Here is an 18,582-nt window from a genome sequence, read left to right as displayed (position 1 = left end):
CATGAAGTCTTTAACTACAGTTTTAATTTTCTGCTGCATGTGCTTAACAGCGATTGGGCAGCAACGGCCGCAGTTCAGTCAGTACGTTCAAAATAATTACTTGCTGAACCCAGCAGTAGGTGGGATCGAGAGCTACACCGATGCACGTTTAGGGTTCAGGAGTCAGTGGATTGGACTGGAGGATGCTCCTTTGACCTTCTATTCCAGCATCCATACATCCCTTAACAAGAATGATAGGAATGTTCCTGTACGTAAGGCTCGGGCATATAATGCTGGTAAGTTTATGCCAATTTCAAAATCAAATAAAAACAACCGATTTTATAAACAGCCGCATCATGGTGTCGGTGCTGTAATCCAGATGGACCGCTCCGGCCTGCTCACCACGTCATCTGTGAATGTGAGTTATGCCTTTCATTTACCTATCGCTGACGGGGTGTATGCCTCCAGTGGAGTTTCCACTGGTTTGGTACAGTACCGGCTAAATAAAAATGACCTAGACCTAACCACGCCAGACGACCCCTACTTAGCAGGTGACGTTGGGAGTATCAATAAGCTTGATTTAGGGGTCGGCCTCTGGCTGTACAGCCGTGACTTTTATGTTGGGGCTTCCGGGCTTCAACTGGTGAAGAGCAAGAATGATATAGAGGTGAATAACAGTCCGCGTGCTTCATTGCAGCCACACTTTTATGCCACGGGCGGTTTCAGGATTCCTGTGTCCTATAGCTTAGATGTAATACCCTCTGTTCTGGTGAAAATGGCCGAGGGTGGATTAACTACTGTAGATGTTAATGCCAAAGCCATCTTTGTTGAGCGGGTCTGGGCAGGGCTTTCATACAGGCATAAAGACGCGACTTCAGTAATGGCAGGAGTGCATCTGGGCTATTACGCTGATGTGAGTTATTCTTATGATTTTACTACGTCTGATATTAATCGAGTGAGTGCCAATAGCCATGAAATTGTTGTGGGGTTCAAACTGAACAACCGCAGAAAAGTTATTTGCCCACAGTGGATTTGGTAATTATTATGTGTTACTCCAAAAGGTAACCCAAGCATGACTTTAACTTAATAAACTAATAAAAGCTTATCGCCAACATATAAAGTTAGCATCATGAACTTAAAAGCATTAACAATAACAATCGTGTTTTTACTTCAAATCCACTTTGTTTATTCACAAGAGAAAATTAGCGTTTCTATCAACGGGGCAGATACTTACATAGAAACTTATAGCAAGTCTTTTGGTGACGAGTTGAGACTTGATAAGGCTTACAGGCTAGGACCAGGTGCGCTGGTAACTCTTAAACAAGGAATAAAAAAGGCTCTTGAATGGGTCAAGTTAAATGAATTGCATCAGAAAGCCTTCGAAAAAGAAATCTGTCGCTTTAAAGTCATGGATAAAGAACAGTACAAATTCCATGGATATGTAGATCAGATCACTTCTGAAATAGTGTTGTTGTTCAAAGGCTTTGAAGATGGGTCCTTTGAGTTAATGATAAAGCCATACAATAGCAGCTATGATACTTTTATAGAATTTAGTGATAAAGAGATGCTTCAAAATTTTGATAATTTGTTAAATGGGAGATCTGCAAATAAAGAAATAGATGATATTTTCAACTAAAATCATTAGTTCTATAAATCAAATGGTAGGGCTGCTTAAAGTAATATAAGCATAGCGGTGAAGTTATTTTTTTTAAGTAAACTTGTTTAATGGAATGTTCTTGTTACAACTAGTAACTCTTCTAAAACAGACTACCCTGTTCCGGCGCCTGAGCTAAAACAGCAGGTGTATTGTTAGCTACAGAATTAACTAGCGGAGAAACGGCATAAGACTTCATCTCTGCTACCGGAAAAGGCTGTAAGATTTCCTGTAACAAGTTGTTACTTTTTGTTACATCAAGCCAAGCCTCTTCTTTTTCCGGCGTAAGGATTACCGGCATCCGGTCGTGAGTCGGCTTTACAAGATCGTTTGCTTCCGTAGTAATGATAGTGAAAGTTTGCTGTGCTTCACCTGTTTCGGTGTCCGTCCACTCATCCCAAAGTCCGGCAAAAGTGAACAGTTCTTCGCTCTTAAGGAGGAAGCGGTAAGGTATTTTTCCGCCATTCGTAAAATCCGTCTGCCGGAACAAGGCAGCGCCTGCGGTTGATCAATTCCCGGAAGCTTGGCTTCTCCAAAAGCGTTTCCGCACGAGCATTGACTGCCTTATTTCTGTAGTTATTGTCTTTAGCCCAATGCGGCAACAATCCCCAGGAAAAGAGCTGTGCTTTCTCCGGCTCATCCCCTGTTACAACCGGTAACAGCTGGGAAGGTGCGGCATTGTAGTACGAATCCATCTTCAACTTCTCCAGCAATCGTGCTATACGGGAAGCTTTGTTGTTCTTATCTTTTACCGTAATGGTTACGGAATACCTGCCACACATCTGTTATAATTGTTTATTACTTTTTGTTACAACTTGTAACACCCAATCCGGCTGATTCCGCTAAAGCTTAATAAGTATATGATTGGGTATATGACCTCATAACTGTTCTTTCTTTGTAAGAGCTAAAATAGGTTAATTCTACTAAATAGAAGTCAGGCGGCTTAAGGCTTTACCTATACAACCCAACTTTCAGCTTCTCTTTTAACTCAAACTCATCCAGACGGAAAAAGTCCATCAAACCAAGCTCATGCTCTTCTTTAGCTTTATCCTTCCTGTAATGCCAATAGGAGTTGTAGTATCCTGCCTGTAGCCATATTTGAACCACTTGCACCTCTTCTTCAAGCTCATAGCTTATCTTTTCGACAAAGAAGTGGGATGTCTCCAGGTACGCCGAGAAGAATGGTAAGGAAATCTCCTCCCCTACTCTGGGCATGATAGGCAACTGATCAACCTCCATGCTTAAGAACTTGTTTTTACTATACCCTCTAATCAAGAGTTCATAACGGAATTTATGAAAGGTAAACACCGGGCGTGCCTCATAATTCATCACAAGGTCATCGTATATGGCCTCTATAAGCTTCCTTACTTTCCCATACTTTACCCCGCTCGCCTCACTTAGTTCTTTTAGTGAAGGCACCGGAATATCTTCGTCATGATAAAAGTCTCTTGCAAGTATACATTTTAGAAGGTCCTCATATCCCTTTCCGTTTCCGATTAGGCTATGGGCTTTATTTCTCATGGAGCCGATGTTTAGCAACATGTCTTTCGTTGACAAGCTATCTTCTTTCATCTTCTATTACTTTGATATTATACTATATATGCCATAATTTATATTGTAATTTTATGGGATACGAAAACAAGCTGATTTACATGCAAACACTTCTAGATAAAATTGGAGTAATAGATTTCAAATATAAAAAGCTGCGCGAGCAGGATGATTTTAATATTTTCGGCATACTCAGGAGTAAAACTGATGAAGTAAGGATTCACTCGAGATTCATTGCAGAATTACTTAATCCGACAGGTAGCCATAGACTAGGTGACACCTTCCTAAAAAGCTTTCTCGAACTGTTTAATTTGACAGTAACTCAATACCCAAATGCACGAGTACACAAGGAATACAACGACATTGACATCCTAATAAGAAGTGGCATAAAGGCGATAATTATTGAGAATAAGATCTGGGCCAGAGATCAGAAGAGACAGCTTGACAGGTATCATGAGATTATGGAAGCTGAAGGTGCACAGGAAATCAAGATTATTTACCTCACATTGGATGGAAAGGAGCCGAGTGACTTCAGTCTTGGTGCGTTAAAGACTGATCCTAAACTTTATAAAAAACTCTTTCTATGTTCCTATGGCAATGAGATTCTCCCTTGGCTGGATTCATGCCTAAAGGAGGTTTCTACAAAGCCCACTCTTAGAGAAACTATCGTCCAATACAAAAAATTAATTGAAGAACTTACTGGTAACTCTATGCCTGCAGAAGAACGAATTGAGATAAAAGAATTGCTTTCAGAAAACGATAACATTTTAAAAGCTTCTAAAATAGTAAAGAACTGGAAGCACATTAAATGGTACACGGAGTGGGACTTTTGGAATGAACTCGAAGCTGAGATTAGCAATGACGGCTTCAGTATACTCCCGAATGAGAAGTTTGATGCACAAAAGCTGAATAGTGTAATTCATAAAAATAGAAACCGTAACCCTTGGTTCGGAATTATGATTGAGTTAGCGCATCATAAGGATGATATAATCTGCTTGTACATCAGACGAGGTACTAGAAACATATACTGCGGTATAACTGTGCTGGGCAACGGCAAAGACAGACATAAAAGCAGCAGTTCTGAGTACGACCAACTGGCATTAATGTGTAAATCGACTATCGAAAGAAAAGACGAACGATGGGTTGCAAAAAAGTATTTTAGTAAACCTGTAAATTTTGAAGCATTCTCTGATAAGAGAACCTTACTAATAGCAGACCCTTCTTTTAGAAAACAATATATAGCTGATCTATGGAGTGAAGCAAAAGCCTATCTGGAAGAATGTAATATTGATGGCTTTCTAACAACAATGGTTTCCAACTAAGAGATTGATACTTAATTATACAGATAAAGCTATGATTGAAGAACTTTACTATCACGACGTAATAAATCCAAACATCACCGCTGCAACGATAGGTGTTAGCAAAAATAAATGGGTAGCAATAAAAGATAGTGAAATTGATGGTAACAATTATCTCACTATCATGCAGGAGAACAGGTTCAATATTCTCCCAATAATTTCATCTGATGGTCAGGCATATGAGTACTTTAGATCGGTATCACTAAATGACTACAGTGCTGCTACTCGCGAAATCATTACATATAAAGACACTATCACGCTAGATACAAGTATAAAGGAGCTCATATTCAAGTTTGGCTATATGTCTAAAAGCCACTTTTTTTTAACCCTAAATGGAAAAGTTTCAGGCTTGGTCTCTCTGAGTAATTTAAACACCAGGAGCGCACAAGTATATATTTTTAGTCTGGTGTGCGAGTTAGAAAGAACATTAAGTGAATTTATTCAGGATAATATAGAAGAAGGAGTGCTACTAGAAAACTTAAAAGAGAAAGCTAAATATGATAATAAAATCAGATCATTAGTAAAAAATTATAATAAGCTACTATCCGAAGATTATGAAAATAGTATAACGGAAAGCTTATACTTTAGGCAATTTTTTGAAATAATTAAAGAATTTAATCTTCACCTTATTTTAGGGTATACTTCAAATGAAGAATGGGAAGAACTGTATTCAATGAATAAACTAAGAAATTCAGTAGCCCATCCATCTAAGAGCCTTATAAATAAAGATCAAAACATTGAATTTATACAATCAAAACTAGAGCAAATTGATGATTTACTATTTAGGTTGAGACATCAGAAAAACCCTAACATGTCTAAGTCAGTTTTATGCTAAGGCCACTACATAATACAACAAACTATAAAAATATCAACTATTAATTCACCTATATTTCCTGTACTTTCACGCTATAAAGCGTGAAAGTAAAATGATTAAACATAAACTTACCCTACCAAAATTAGAGTCCCTTTTACTCAAGGCCTGCGACATTCTGCGAGGCAACATGGATGCCTCTGAGTTTAAGGAGCATATCTTCGGGATGCTGTTCCTGAAGCGTCTGTCTGACAAGTTTGAGGAAGACAGAGCCAACCTGAAGAAAGAGTACGAGGCGAAGGGCTGGAGCGAAGAGCTGATACAGAAGCAGCTCGATAACCCGAACAAGTATAACTTCTACATTCCGGAGCAGTCGCTCTGGAAGAACATCCGCCACCTGAAGAAGGATGTGGGTACATCACTCAATAAAGCGCTGGCAGCCATTGAGGATGCAAACCCGAACACCCTGCAGGACGTGCTGAAAGGCATTAACTACAACAAGAAGATCGGCCAGAAGGCGATGGACGATGCAAAGCTGGTTGAGTTTATCCAGCACTTCGAGAACATCCCGCTTAAGGACTCTGACTTTGAGTTTCCGGACCTGCTGGGTGCTGCCTACGAATACCTGATCAAGTACTTTGCCGACAGTGCAGGCAAGAAAGGCGGCGAGTTCTATACGCCTGCCGAGGTGGTGCGCCTGCTGGTAACCATACTGGAGCCGGCACAGGGCATGAGTATTTACGACCCTACGGTGGGCTCAGGTGGTATGCTGATCCAGAGCAAGAACTATGTGGAGGATATGGGCGGTAACACCCGCGACCTGGCGCTGTACGGGCAGGAGCTCAACGGCACTACCTGGGCGCTTTGCCGCATGAACATGCTGCTGCACGGCTTCTACTCTGCCGACATCCGCAACGAAGACACCCTGAAGAACCCGCAGCACCTGCAGGAGAACGGGGAACTGCGCCGCTACGACCGCGTGATCGCTAACCCGCCGTTCAGCCAGAACTACACTTCTAAAGAGATGCTGCACAAAGACCGCTTTAAGTACTGGATGCCGGAGAGCGGCAAGAAAGGCGACTTTATGTTTGTGCAGCACATGGTAAGCACACTCAAAACCACAGGCCGTATGGCGGTGGTGATGCCACACGGAGTGCTGTTCCGGGGCGGTGAGGAGAAAGCCTGCCGTACCTGGCTGGTGCGGAGCGGACTGCTGGAGGCCGTAATCGGACTACCGCCGGGACTGTTCTACGGCACCGGTATACCTGCCTGCGTGCTGGTGGTAAATAAGAAAGATGCTACGGACCGCAAAGAGGTGCTGTTCATCAACGCCGACAAAGAATACAAAGAGGGCAAGGCTCAGAACAAGCTGCGCCCTGAAGATATTGAGAAGATCAGCTACGTGTACCATAACCGCCAGCAGGTGGAGAAGTACGCAAGGCTGGTTTCGCACCTGGAGCTGGCGCAGGAAGACTTTAACCTGAACATCCGCCGTTACGTGGACAACTCCCCTGCCCCGGAGCCGCACGACGTGCACGCGCACCTGAATGGCGGCATACCTGCCAGCGAGGTGGAGGCGTTGAAACAGAACGGTATGGAGCACTACAAGGGCCTGAAAGAAGATTTGTTCTGCGACCTGAAACCGAACTACCTGCAGTTCCAGGAGCACATAACCGAAAAGGAAAGTATAAAGCCGCTGGTGGAGGCTCATACAGGTGTAGCCGAAGTACTGCAGCAGTACGACAAAATGTTTAACCTGTGGTGGAGCCAGTACCAGCAGGAGCTGCAGCAACTGCCAAACGATAAGCCGCTGCACGAGGTAAAGCAGCAGGGCTATACGTCGCTGGTGGAGTTCTTCCAGCCTTTGCCGATGCTTAGCGACTCGCAGCTGCGCGGTGCTTTTGCCGGCTTCTGGAGCGACCTGAACAGTGACCTGAAATCGGTGGCGGCCAGCGGCTGGGGACCAGAGCTTATACCGGATGCCGATATACTGGCCTCGCAGTTTCCGGAGCAGCTGGAGAAGATAGGGCAATATAAGGCACGCATAGCGGAGATAGAAGCCGCCCTGGAAGAAGCCGAAAGCGAAGACTACGACTGGGAAAACAGCGAAAGCGGTGCCCTGCCTAAAAATCAGCTGAAAGACCTAAAGGCAAAAGCCAAGACCGACAAAAGTATAAAAGCGCTGGTGGCGAAGCACGAGGCCCTGACAAAAGAGCTAAAGACGCTGAAAACCGACATCAACACGATAGAGAAAAATAAAGACGAGCTGGTAGAAGTGGCCCGCCAGAAAATAACGCCTGCCGATGCCGAAAAACTGATACTACAGCGTTGGCAAAATGTGCTATGGGCAGGCCTGCAAACGCACCTGAAGCAAAACCAGATGGAGGTGCTGGCTCAGCTAGAAAACTTGTTTGAGAAGTACCAGATGAACCTGAAGGAGCTATTGAACAGCAGAGAAGAAGAGCAGACTATTTTACAAGAATTTTTAGTGGAGTTAGGGTATGAATAAAGTAGAGATTCGCAAGCTAATTAAGACTTCTGTACCTGGTGAGTGGGGAAGTGAGCCAATAGGCGATGAACTAGATTTTATTGTTCTTCGCTCTACTAACTTCACAAACAAGGGAATAGTTAATGCAAAAGATATTGTTCTAAGAAATATTCCTGCTTCTAAAATATCAAGTAGAAAGCTAAATAAGGGTGATATTCTACTTGAAAAGTCTGGTGGCAGCCCTGATCAACCAGTAGGTAGAGTTGTATACTTTGAGGAAGGTTCTGGGAATTATACGTGCTCTAATTTCATACAAAGACTCGAACCTATAGATGAAGTAGATAGTAGGTATTTGTTTTATACTTTGTTTCAAAACTATCAAGAACTTAAAGTTTTAAAATACCAGCAGCAGACAACTGGTTTGATAAATTTTAAGCTTGAAGACTACTTATCTTCTGAAAAGGTCTTTTTACCGGAAAGAAAAGCTGAACAGCAGAAAATAGCTAAAATTCTGCGGACGGTGGATGGGCAGATTGAGAAGACGGAGGCCATCATTGCCAAGTATAAAGCCATCAAGCAAGGGCTGATGCAAGATCTCTTCACCCGTGGTATAGACGTGGCCACAGGCAAACTCCGCCCCCGCTACCAAGACGCTCCTGAGCTATACAAACCTTCTCCGCTGGGTATGATTCCGAAGGACTGGGATATTGAGTCTATTGGTTCACTAACTGAAAAAGTTGGAAGTGGAGTTACTCCAACAGGTGGTAGTGAAGTCTACCTCAATGAAGGTGTTCTCTTTATTAGAAGTCAGAATGTCCTTACTGGGGAGCTATCTCTTGAAGACGCTGCATACATAAGTGAAACCATCAATGAGAAAATGGCTGGCTCGAAGGTTATACCTAACGATGTACTGCTTAACATTACAGGTGCTTCAATTGGCAGGTGCGCTTACTACCCTTCAGGTTTAGGAGAAGCAAATGTTAACCAGCACGTTTGTATCATTAGATTTAATGAAGTTTCTCATGAGTTAGCTGTTTTTGCCTCTACTTTCCTCAACTCTCATTTTGGTCAGAACCAAATCTACAGGTTAAATGCTGGCGGAAACCGAGAAGGCTTGAACTATCAGCAGATTCGATCTTTCTCTTTTCCGAAAATTGAAAACAAAGAGATCAAAGCAATATCAGAAAAGTTAGAAGCTATGGCTTCAAAGATAAAATCAGAAGAGGAAAGCTTATCTAAACTACAATTGCTGAAAAAAGGCTTAATGTCTGATTTACTTTCAGGTAAAGTGCGTGTGCAGGTGGACGAGCGGGCTATTTATTAATCAGTCAAAGCTCAAACAATTTTCAAGTTTTGGTACTTAGAAAATTCTCAAAAGTATTCTTCACACTTTAATTTTTAACAGTTAATTACTTTAACAAATGACATATACTCCTGCTGATACTATAAGACGACTAAAGATAGGACGGATTGACTGTACAGACTACCTAATACACTTTACTAGAAACGCGAACGGTCGTTCAGCTTATCAAGTTCTTGAACAAATAATATATGATGGGTATATTAAAAGTGGATGGTCATACAGAGGAGAGAAACGCACGGTGTTTGGTCCTGAACCAGCAGTTTGTTTTACTGAAATGCCTTTATGGGCGCTAAATGTGTATGCAAGCAACAGAAAGAACAGAGATAAAATTGATTGCTATGGTATAGCTTTAAGTAAGCAAGAACTTTTTAGAAGCGGCACTCGGAATGTAATCTACGGCACATCAACACCTTCAGAAATAGAAGTCAAAGCATTGAAATCAGATGAAATGTACAATCCAGCACTTCCTATAAATGAGCAATACAGATATATGCTTACTGGCATCAATGACTTAAATGACTGGACACATGAAAGAGAATGGAGATGGACAAAAAGAGACGCAACAGAAGGGCTACGTATAGATGGAGTAGAGGGGCTCCCTCTATATATTCAGCATCCTAAAGGCTTCCTACACCATGCCTTTTCTAAGATTATTTTCATTGTTCAAACATCCACGGAAAAAGACAAACTTCTTGATATAGTTAACTTCACAAGAGAAATAATTAGGAAAAAGGAGAGTGAACCAAATTCAAAGGAGATTATTTTGAGTGACTTCTTTTTAAATAAGACTAGAGTTTTGGTTATCGACGATTTTAAAGCTAAACCAGACCCATACTTTTCAATAGAAAGAGTGGAAGAAGAAATGTTTTATAAACCAGCCCCATTATCGCACAGCTAGCATAGCATACGCCACTCCTATGACAGAACATACTTTAGTAGAGCAACCCTTCCTGAAGCAGCTGAAGAACCTCGGCTGGCAAGTATATGAGCAGCCTGCCGGTATACCCACAGATGCTACACTCTCGCTGCGCACCAACTTCAAAGAAGTGCTACTGCCCGGCGTGGTGATGAAAGCTCTACAAAGTATAAACCTAGATGAGAACGGTCAGTCCTGGCTGAGCGAGAAGCAGGTAGAGGAGCTCTACAACGAGATCAGCGACTTCGGGCGTATGCACCTGCTGGAGGCCAACAAGAGTTTTACGCACACGCTGCTCAACAACAGCCTTCGCGCCGATTACCACGACGACCCCGCCGATCCGCGTCCTGTCAAGCTGATAGATTTTGACCATCCCGAGCGCAACAGCTTCATTGCCATCAACCAGTTTAAGGTAGATACGCCGGGGCTGGCAAAAGCCTGTATCATTCCCGATGTGGTGCTGTTCGTGAACGGTCTGCCGCTGGTAGTGGTGGAGTGCAAGAACACCAATGCCTACACCACCAACCCGCTGCACGAGGCCCTGAAGCAGCTGCAGCGCTATAGCAACCAACGCCCTTCCACCCACGCCGCCGGCCTGAAGGAAGGCGAAGAAAGCCTGTTCTGGTACAATCAGATCTGCGTAGCCACCTACGGCGACAAAGCCTGCTACGGCACCATCACCAGCCTCGATGAGCAGTTCTTTTCGGAGTGGAAGTACATCTACCCAGAAGCTTTCCAGAACTACATTAAGCCGCTGGATGTGGAGCGCAGCCAGGAGCGGCTGGTGCAGGGCATTTTGCCACCTACTACCCTGCTGGATATTGTTCGCAGCTTTACCCTGTTTATGCCAGTAGGCGGAGGCAAAGAGGCCAAGATTGTGTGCCGCTATCAGCAGTACCGTGCCGTGGGCAAAATAGTAGAGCGCCTGAAAAAAGGCCAGACGCCCATGGAACGCTCTGGTGTGGTATGGCATACGCAAGGCTCCGGTAAGAGCTTAACTATGGTGATGCTGATCAAAAAGCTGCGCACAGTAGAGAAGCTGAAAGACTACAAGGTACTGCTCGTAAATGACCGCACCGACCTGGAAGACCAGCTCAGCGACACCGCCACACTCACCGGCGAGAAAATAGACTTTATCGAAAGTATAAAAGATGTAAAGCCGAAGCTCTCCACCCCTACCAGCAACGCCGTAATGGTGATGATGCACAAGTTCCAGGCAAAGGAGTACAAGCTTGCAGGTATAGCCGGTGAAATACTAAGCCAGGCAGCAGAGCCGCTAAAGCAGTTCAACGTGTTCGGAGAGGTAAACCCATCCGAGAAGATCCTGATCCTGATAGACGAGGCGCACCGAACCCAGAGCAGCGACCTGGGCAACAACCTGTTTGAGGCTTTCCCGAACGCTACTAAGATCGCCTTTACCGGTACACCGCTCATCACAGAGCGCCATAAGAAAAAGACACACGACCGCTTCGGCGGCTACATAGACCAGTATCGCCTGCGCGATGCCGTAAACGACGGGGCTACTATCCCTATCCTGTACGAAGGCCGCGAACCCGACAACGCCATCAACGACAAGAGCGGACTGGACCAGAAGTTTGAAGAGGCTTTCGGCAGCAAAGAGCAGAAAGAGAAAGAGCTTATCAAGCGCAAGTACGCCATCGGCAGCGACCTGCGTGAGGCAGAAGAGCATATTGCAGCTGTAGCCAAAGATATAGTAAACCACTACACCGAAAACATCCTGCCCAATGGCTTTAAGGCACAGGTGGTAACTAGTTCGGTGCTGGCAGCCGTGCGCTACAAAGATGCCCTGCTAAAGGCGCTGCAAGAGAAAGTAGCTGCGCTGAAGGCTGAAGCCAAACCAGATGAAGAACTGATCAAAAAGCTGGAGTTCCTGCAGGTATACGCTGTAGTTTCCGGGCAGGGCACGAACGAAGAAGCCATCATTACGCAGGCTCGTAAAGAAGCTTCTGCCGCCAACGCCGTAGATAACTTCAAGAAAGCCTTCGACTACGATAAACCCGAAACAGGTATCGCCTTCCTGGTAGTATGCGATATGCTGCTGACTGGTTTCGATGCCCCTATTGAGCAGGTGATGTACCTGGATAAAAAGCTGAAGGAGCACAACCTGCTGCAGGCCATTGCCCGCGTAAACCGAACCTACAAAGGCAAAACCCGCGGCTATGTGATAGACTATGCCACCAACACCCAAAACTTGCAAACCGCCCTCAGCATTTACGGCTTCGAAGAGGTGCAGGAGATCATGGAGAACCTGAAGGGTGTGGAGACGGAGATACCGGTGCTGGAGTCGCGTTACCGCAGGCTGGTGCAGCTCTTCGAGGGCAAAGGTGTGGCCAATTTTGAGAAGTACCTGACCCAACAGATAAAGGACATCCCCACCCTGCTCAAGCTACAGGAGCAATGCATAGAACTGGCCGCAGACATTAAGTTCCGCTCCAGCTTCGACGTATACCTGAAACAGTTCATGGAGAGCATGGACATTGTGCTTCCGCGTCCTGCCGCTTCGCCTTATCGCATACCTGCCAAGCAACTGGGCCACCTGCAGATCCTTATCCGCAACCGCTACAAAGACGACACCATCAACATAGAAGGTGCCGGCGAGAAGATTCGCCAGCTCATCAACGAGCACCTGGTAAGCTTGGGCATTAACCCGAAGATCCCGCCGGTAGAGTTGCTCTCCAAAGATTTCATCAAAGAAGCCAGGAAGAACAGCAACCCGAAAGCCGTGGCCTCGGAAATGGAGCACGCCATCCGTAAGCACATTAAGGTAAACGTGGATGATGACCCAGCCTTTTACACCAAACTGAGCGAGCGTCTGGAGAAGCTCCTGCAGCAACACCACGACGATTGGGATGCCATGGTAAAAGCTCTGGAAGACCTGCGCAACGAAGCCGCTGCCGGCCGTCAGGAAGGTATAGCCGGGCTCTCTGCCACCGAAGCTCCTTTCTACGACCTGATGATGCAGACCGCCTTCAAAGGCAAAGCACCATCAGCTGAAGAGGAAGAAAAAGCAAAAGCTACTTTAAAGCTGGCTGTAAAGCTGATGCGGGCCACCATTAAGTTTACCAGCTTCTGGGAAAAGGGCAGCGAGATAGACCTGCTCAAAGGCGACCTGTCAGACATTCTTATTTCGTCGGATGTAGAGGCGCTGATTGAGCATGAGAACAAGATTATAAATGACCTGCTGGACTTGGCAAGGCGCAGACACAACGAGTTGATACATGAAGAGCAGCAAGCACCTGATCCAGTACAATCTTAAGCGAAGCCAGCGCAAAACAGTCAGTATCTATGTAGAGCGTGACGGTGAGGTAATGGTGATGGCTCCAAAAGAACTATCCGATGCAGCCATTGACGAGCTGGTAGACAGCAAAGCCGCTTCTATCTTTAAGCACCAAGCAGAACTGGAAGAGCTGAACCAGGTAAAGAAAACACGCGAAGCTGTAAACGGCGAAAGCTATCTCTACCTGGGTCGCAACTATAGGCTGGAGCTGGTAGAGCAGCAGGAAGCTCCGCTAAAGCTAAAAGATGGCTATTTTCTGCTGCAGAAGAAGCACGCCCCTAAAGCTGAACAGGTCTTCAAGCAGTACTACAAAGAGAAAGGCGCCAAGCGCATACCGGAGCGCGTGCGCTATTATGAAAAGCTGATGGGTCTCACCACCAGCGAAATCAAGATTATGGACCTGCAAAACCGCTGGGCCAGCTGCAATACCAAAGGCGACCTCAACTTCCACTGGAAGTGCATGATGGCCCCGCTCAAGGTTCTAGATTACATCATCGTGCACGAACTGGCCCACCTTATCTACGCCAACCACTCCGAAGCCTTCTGGAACGAAGTTGACAAGGTGCTGCCGGATTACCGTGAAAGGAAGAACTGGCTGCGGGTGAATGGGGCTGGGATGGATTTGTAGAAACTAAGTAGCAATAGCTTCTAATGCTTATAAATATCCTCTGTTGATTGAATACGCTACTGAGGCAGAAATTTATCTATTCAAAGCTCTCCCCTACTTTACAGCCTGCTCAATCCCCCGGCTTACGATAAGAAACCATACAGTACTACTCAATAGGTAGCTTTAGTATTTAATGCTTCTGAACAGCAGCAACAATATCGTTAATTATTGCTCATAATTTTCTCTATAAAAATCAGCAGAACATTAGAATATTAGTATATTTTAACTATATTAGAACTTTACTTCTGAAAATTTTTCATTAAGAAAGAAAACACCCTTAGCCAAGCTTTATCATTTTGTATCAAAAGAGACAAAACAAGCAAGTAGGCACTTTTTATATAAGTATAGAAAGAGTGAGTTCTCCTGCAAAAGAGATTTTAGATTTCTCTATTAGCTGTGGCTGGAAATGCCATACAATTTTGCCTTCTAATATATTCCTAAATACTATTTATCAAAGTTATGCAAACAACAATACTTGACCAGGAACTTAAGAGTCACTTCCTTAACCTGTACTTCCTGGCTCTTTCTGACACTCAGATTGATTCTGAAGAACTTGAAATGCTTTTCGAGCTGGGACAAAAAAAGGGGGTTGCAAGAGAGGAAATTGAAAAGATTATTCTACACCCTGACAGTATAAGATTTACTGTTCCACAGGATACCCTAACCAAAATAGAGTACTTGTATGATTATGTTACCATGATCTTGGCGGACGGAAGAGTTGATGAGAATGAAGAGTTGACGCTCAGGAAATTTTGTAAAAAGTTCGGCTTTGAGGAGCAGAATATATCAGCCATTATGCAATTCTTAATAGAAGAGGCAACCAAAGGGACTGATAAGAAGGTGATTATTGAACAAGTAAAACAGGCTCTTTAATTATGGTTAAGCTATTTAAAGGAATCTTCGATAATACCAGCCAAACTGATACTATTGAGCGCACACCTTCATTTGAGGAGTTTGTTTTGGTTGATTGGTACGACGAAGGAAAGGCAAAGGCTCTGAATCATGGAGCTTCAGAAACAGGGCTAAAAACATGTATTGGCAAAATTTACCATAATCATAAGGAAATCTTACGAAAAGATGAGATAGAGCAAGAGAAAGCTAAGCAACCTTACAGGGTAAAGCTAAAGGAGTACATCAAAAAGAATGATTTTCTCCAGGAGCGGATAGAAAAGATCAAATCTGAAGAGCTTCCAAAGCTGGAAAGCAAAATTGAATACTTGCAGGAGGAAATCAGAGAAATAAAAAAGAACCCTGATCAGTTTATAGGCGATAAGGTTGGGAAAGCCGGTTTCATGGTGGGTTGTATTATTCTGGCATTTTTGACTGTCTACCTTTTTATTTTTTATAGCTCTGCTTCATTCTCTGCATTCTTCAAAGAGTTCACGTTAAATGAAATCGGCGTTGCCAGTTCCATATTTGACCCCAAGGCACTTACAATAGCTTTCCGTGACGGCTTTACTGAATTGATACTAATCCTCACGATCCCTTTTGTATTCTTAGGGTTAGGTTACCTGATACACAAGTTTCAGGAGGTAAAAGGGTGGGGGAAATATCCTAAAATAGCTATGCTGATTTTAGTGACCTTCATATTTGACTGCATACTAGCCTATGAGATTACAGAAAAGATTTACATGATAAAAGCTGAGAATAGTTTCGACAGCTTACCGCATTATACAGTAGCAATGGCATTTCAGTCTGTGAACTTCTGGCTCATCATCTTTGCTGGTTTTATCGTGTACTTGATCTGGGGCTTTGTTTTTGACTTTGTGATGGAAGCATACGGCAAGCTGGACCAGCTAAGTGTATTAATTAATGCTAAGAAGGAAGAAATATTAAAGAAGGAGGAACAGGTACAGAAACTGGACGAAGAAATCAACAAGCTCACTTACACCATAGGAACAAACAATACGGAAATAGAAAAGCTTAATACTATACTGGAGCACTCCGATGTTATCAAACCTAAAGAGTTGGAGCATTCTCTTATGCGGTTTTTAGATGGCTGGCTTGAGTTCCTGAATTTCAACAGTAGCAATGAAATGCTCCGACAAAATGCCCACAATATTGTTTGTGATTTTATCAATCTAAATGTAAAACCTTTAGAAGCTTTAACACAAGAGAATGAAAAATAGACTAACGATTCTTCTTATAGCTTTATCTCTTTTTGGATGCCAAGCAGAGACAGAGCAAACAGAAGCTTCTGCCAGTGAACCAACAAGTGCTGTGCAGCCAGATTTACTCAACATCAGTATTGTTTTAGATCTTTCTGACAGAGTAGTACAACCAATGCAACCATCACAGAGTGAAAGAGATATTCAGGTTGTAAACAAAATAACAGAAATCTTCAAAAACAATATGAAGGCTAAGGGAGCCTTTAAAGCTAAGGACAAAATAAGAGTCCTGTTCACTCCTGCCCCGAAAGATCCTAACATAAACAGCATTGCCAGCAGTTTGTCAGTTGACTTGACAAAGTTAGATAACAAAGGCAAAAAAGAAGTTTACGACAACATAACTACTACTTTCAAAGAAGGACTGGAAGAGATCTATGCGCAAGCTATAAGAACCAAGAATTGGCCAGGATCTGATATTTGGCGCTTTTTCAAGTATGATGCAAAGGAGCTTTGCATAGACCCAAACCCACAATACAGAAATGTTTTGGTTATTGTAACAGATGGCTACCTATACCATTCGCAATCCAAAGACAGACAGGAAAACAAAACCGCATTTATAACAGCCAACTTTTTTCAAAAAGAAGGATTTAGAGACAATTCTAACTGGAAGGAAAAGTTTGAAAAAGAAAACTATGGCTTAATTGCTTCGGAGCAAAGCTATGAAAATCTGGATGTGTTAGTTTTAGAAATTAACCCGTCCCCCGCGCATAGAAACGATGAGGACATCATTCGCGCTTATCTAGGAAAGTGGTTTGATGAAATGAAGGTAGGGAACAAAGTGTTATATCATACTGATTTACCATCAAACACAGAGAAGCGAATCGAAAGCTTTTTCAGGAGTAATTAGCCCCTGAGGGTTTTCCCGACATAGGTTCATTAAATGGTATGAGCCTGGGAATTAGATACGTGAAATCAGCCTTTTTAACAAGAAGCCTAATGGACTAAAGTGTGTAATTATACCTTTTAGTCCATTAGGCTCTTTACTTTATCCATAGATACTAGTAAAGTCGTGAAAGTACTCTGTGCCATTGACGATCTTCGCCTTCAGGTAAACCATTTTTAACAGTTGTGTTCAAGACAATTCGTTGAAATTAATTTTATTACAAGCTTTTATACATATAAGTAAATATCTATATATTTATGTAATGTCATATTGGAAACTGTTCCTCAACTTACTATTAACTTATACAGCATAAATGGAATTAGAACTAAAAGATTGCCGGGAGGTGATAAATGAAGATGAAAAAGATCAGGAAGTTATAACTGTTTGGCGCTTAATCAATAATAAAGATGCAACTGAAATCAATCTCAATAGACTACTTGATGTAGATATTTCTGAGTGTGACTGGTACGGAGAAGACCAGAAGTTGATAAGTATTAGCTACTATGATTGGGATGAAAATTATGCTATGGCCTTAGTATCAAGTTCTGGCCAAGTAATGTTGAGGGATATATACTCTGTTGAGGAAGATTTACTAGAACATCATGATTGTTTTGTAGTTCAGGTTAGAGGGAGGCAACTATTAGCTTATGATTCAGCAGAATATTATGGCATAGATCCTGATGATTATAGAATGGGAGTGATGAATAAGTGGGGAGATTATATCGTTAGTCCTGACTATGATCATATCTGTTTTGAAGAGGAAGATCATTTGTTCCACGCTAGTGGATATGGAGGTGAAACGAAGTACACCCTGAATGGAAATGTTATTTCTAAGGCTACTATCAAGTATTCATTAGAAGAAGAATTACAAAACCTGTCGACATTTACTGAATCAGGAATAGAAGTCATCTATGATTATAAATTAGGGAGTGGAGTTAAAGCAGATGTAGCTTTCTTGTATGGTGGTAAGTGTATAGCTCTCGGACATTTTACAGAACACTATTTAAAAAATAAAGAAAAAGAACACTTATGCTTTTTCACATATGAAGCGTGTCATAGCTTTCATAACTGTGGTACAATAGCTAAATATTGGTTCTATTATAATGGGGATACAGTAGTGTTCAATGATTTCAGCTCTACCTTCTTAGAAGGCCGCTATGTAGATAGCTTTGAAGGTTTTGCTGAACTATTGATGCGAAATTTAAAACTAGAAGCTGAACCAAATACCTTTTAGAGAAAAGGGTAAGAAGAGTTCCTGTTAATTGGAGTACAAATATGTTCTTATTATAAATTTGTTGATTCTCTTCTAGCATTTCTATTAACATTCAGAAACCAAATTAAAATAATAGAACCTGTTTGCTGAGATGCTTCGCAAAGCTTCTTTAGGTAAGAGCTGAATGCTATGAACTACTTCAAAGAAGTTTAACTGTTTATTTAACTCCAAATTTC

At 42.8% G+C, this 18,582-nt stretch carries 14 protein-coding genes and 1 pseudogene; 13 read left to right on the top strand and 2 right to left on the bottom strand.

Annotated features, from left to right (window positions below):
• Position 1 precedes the first annotated feature (1 nt).
• Both ACSX1A_RS16490 and ACSX1A_RS16485 read left to right on the top strand, forming a co-directional pair.
• Positions 2-1,018, top strand: a complete 1,017-nt coding sequence (locus ACSX1A_RS16490; RefSeq protein WP_439880741.1) for a PorP/SprF family type IX secretion system membrane protein — start codon at positions 2-4, stop codon at positions 1,016-1,018.
• Positions 1,019-1,108: 90 nt separating this feature from the next.
• Positions 1,109-1,615 (top strand): hypothetical protein, encoded by a 507-nt coding sequence (locus tag ACSX1A_RS16485; RefSeq protein ID WP_439880740.1) that lies wholly within the window; start codon positions 1,109-1,111, stop codon positions 1,613-1,615.
• A 121-nt stretch (positions 1,616-1,736) separates the two neighbouring features.
• Here ACSX1A_RS16485 and ACSX1A_RS16480 read toward each other — a convergent pair.
• Together ACSX1A_RS16480 and ACSX1A_RS16475 are read right to left on the bottom strand one after the other, a co-directional pair.
• A pseudogene (locus ACSX1A_RS16480) lies at positions 1,737-2,415 on the bottom strand (SOS response-associated peptidase).
• A gap of 169 nt (positions 2,416-2,584) precedes the next feature.
• Positions 2,585-3,205: a hypothetical protein gene (locus ACSX1A_RS16475; protein ID WP_439880739.1), complete on the bottom strand. Its 621-nt coding sequence runs from the start codon at positions 3,203-3,205 to the stop codon at positions 2,585-2,587.
• 53 nt (positions 3,206-3,258) lie between these two features.
• On the opposite strand from ACSX1A_RS16475, the gene ACSX1A_RS16470 reads away from it, so the two are divergent.
• From ACSX1A_RS16470 to ACSX1A_RS16420, 11 genes are all read left to right on the top strand, one after another.
• A complete protein-coding gene (locus ACSX1A_RS16470; RefSeq protein ID WP_439880738.1) occupies positions 3,259-4,503 on the top strand; it encodes a PD-(D/E)XK nuclease family protein in 1,245 nt (414 codons plus the stop codon).
• Between the two features lie 31 nt (positions 4,504-4,534).
• Entirely contained in the window at positions 4,535-5,374 is an 840-nt protein-coding gene (locus ACSX1A_RS16465) for a hypothetical protein (RefSeq protein ID WP_299818095.1), read from the top strand.
• Between the two features lie 91 nt (positions 5,375-5,465).
• Positions 5,466-7,859 (top strand): N-6 DNA methylase, encoded by a 2,394-nt coding sequence (locus ACSX1A_RS16460; RefSeq protein ID WP_439880737.1) that lies wholly within the window; start codon positions 5,466-5,468, stop codon positions 7,857-7,859.
• Positions 7,852-9,162, top strand: coding sequence for a restriction endonuclease subunit S (locus ACSX1A_RS16455; protein WP_439880736.1), 1,311 nt, complete (start codon positions 7,852-7,854; stop codon positions 9,160-9,162). Before ACSX1A_RS16460 ends, ACSX1A_RS16455 begins: the two co-directional genes overlap by 8 nt.
• A gap of 97 nt (positions 9,163-9,259) precedes the next feature.
• Complete coding sequence (locus ACSX1A_RS16450) at positions 9,260-10,099, top strand: hypothetical protein (protein WP_439880735.1); 840 nt, start codon at positions 9,260-9,262, stop codon at positions 10,097-10,099.
• A 19-nt stretch (positions 10,100-10,118) separates the two neighbouring features.
• A complete protein-coding gene (locus ACSX1A_RS16445) occupies positions 10,119-13,394 on the top strand; it encodes a type I restriction endonuclease subunit R (RefSeq protein WP_439880734.1) in 3,276 nt (1,091 codons plus the stop codon).
• A complete protein-coding gene (locus tag ACSX1A_RS16440; protein ID WP_439880733.1) occupies positions 13,357-14,043 on the top strand; it encodes a M48 family metallopeptidase in 687 nt (228 codons plus the stop codon). The genes ACSX1A_RS16445 and ACSX1A_RS16440 overlap by 38 nt, the downstream gene beginning before the upstream one ends.
• A 498-nt stretch (positions 14,044-14,541) precedes the next feature.
• Positions 14,542-14,955 carry a hypothetical protein gene (locus ACSX1A_RS16435; protein WP_439880732.1) on the top strand — a complete coding sequence of 138 codons (414 nt, stop codon included), beginning with the start codon at positions 14,542-14,544 and terminating at the stop codon, positions 14,953-14,955.
• Between the two features lie 2 nt (positions 14,956-14,957).
• A complete protein-coding gene (locus ACSX1A_RS16430) occupies positions 14,958-16,211 on the top strand; it encodes a hypothetical protein (RefSeq protein WP_439880731.1) in 1,254 nt (417 codons plus the stop codon).
• Positions 16,201-17,097 carry a hypothetical protein gene (locus ACSX1A_RS16425; protein ID WP_439880730.1) on the top strand — a complete coding sequence of 299 codons (897 nt, stop codon included), beginning with the start codon at positions 16,201-16,203 and terminating at the stop codon, positions 17,095-17,097. The genes ACSX1A_RS16430 and ACSX1A_RS16425 overlap by 11 nt, the downstream gene beginning before the upstream one ends.
• A 349-nt stretch (positions 17,098-17,446) precedes the next feature.
• Positions 17,447-18,367, top strand: coding sequence for a hypothetical protein (locus tag ACSX1A_RS16420; protein WP_439880729.1), 921 nt, complete (start codon positions 17,447-17,449; stop codon positions 18,365-18,367).
• Positions 18,368-18,582: the final 215 nt, after the last annotated feature.

Origin of the sequence: Pontibacter sp. MBLB2868 (assembly GCF_051904785.1) — a bacterium.
Taxonomy (GTDB): Bacteria; Bacteroidota; Bacteroidia; order Cytophagales; family Hymenobacteraceae; genus Pontibacter.
Note: the sequence above shows the minus strand (reverse complement) of the source record. Positions and strands in the feature narration are given on the sequence as shown.

What these genes read in the sequence shown, in the direction of transcription:
- ACSX1A_RS16490 (WP_439880741.1), top strand. Translation starts at nt 2, where the DNA reads ATGAAGTCTTTAACTACAGTTTTAATTTTCTGCTGCATGTGCTTAACA.
- ACSX1A_RS16485 (WP_439880740.1), top strand. Translation starts at nt 1,109, where the DNA reads ATGAACTTAAAAGCATTAACAATAACAATCGTGTTTTTACTTCAAATC.
- ACSX1A_RS16475 (WP_439880739.1), bottom strand. Translation starts at nt 3,205, where the DNA reads ATGAAAGAAGATAGCTTGTCAACGAAAGACATGTTGCTAAACATCGGC.
- ACSX1A_RS16470 (WP_439880738.1), top strand. Translation starts at nt 3,259, where the DNA reads ATGGGATACGAAAACAAGCTGATTTACATGCAAACACTTCTAGATAAA.
- ACSX1A_RS16465 (WP_299818095.1), top strand. Translation starts at nt 4,535, where the DNA reads ATGATTGAAGAACTTTACTATCACGACGTAATAAATCCAAACATCACC.
- ACSX1A_RS16460 (WP_439880737.1), top strand. Translation starts at nt 5,466, where the DNA reads ATGATTAAACATAAACTTACCCTACCAAAATTAGAGTCCCTTTTACTC.
- ACSX1A_RS16455 (WP_439880736.1), top strand. Translation starts at nt 7,852, where the DNA reads ATGAATAAAGTAGAGATTCGCAAGCTAATTAAGACTTCTGTACCTGGT.
- ACSX1A_RS16450 (WP_439880735.1), top strand. Translation starts at nt 9,260, where the DNA reads ATGACATATACTCCTGCTGATACTATAAGACGACTAAAGATAGGACGG.
- ACSX1A_RS16445 (WP_439880734.1), top strand. Translation starts at nt 10,119, where the DNA reads ATGACAGAACATACTTTAGTAGAGCAACCCTTCCTGAAGCAGCTGAAG.
- ACSX1A_RS16440 (WP_439880733.1), top strand. Translation starts at nt 13,357, where the DNA reads ATGAAGAGCAGCAAGCACCTGATCCAGTACAATCTTAAGCGAAGCCAG.
- ACSX1A_RS16435 (WP_439880732.1), top strand. Translation starts at nt 14,542, where the DNA reads ATGCAAACAACAATACTTGACCAGGAACTTAAGAGTCACTTCCTTAAC.
- ACSX1A_RS16430 (WP_439880731.1), top strand. Translation starts at nt 14,958, where the DNA reads ATGGTTAAGCTATTTAAAGGAATCTTCGATAATACCAGCCAAACTGAT.
- ACSX1A_RS16425 (WP_439880730.1), top strand. Translation starts at nt 16,201, where the DNA reads ATGAAAAATAGACTAACGATTCTTCTTATAGCTTTATCTCTTTTTGGA.
- ACSX1A_RS16420 (WP_439880729.1), top strand. Translation starts at nt 17,447, where the DNA reads ATGGAATTAGAACTAAAAGATTGCCGGGAGGTGATAAATGAAGATGAA.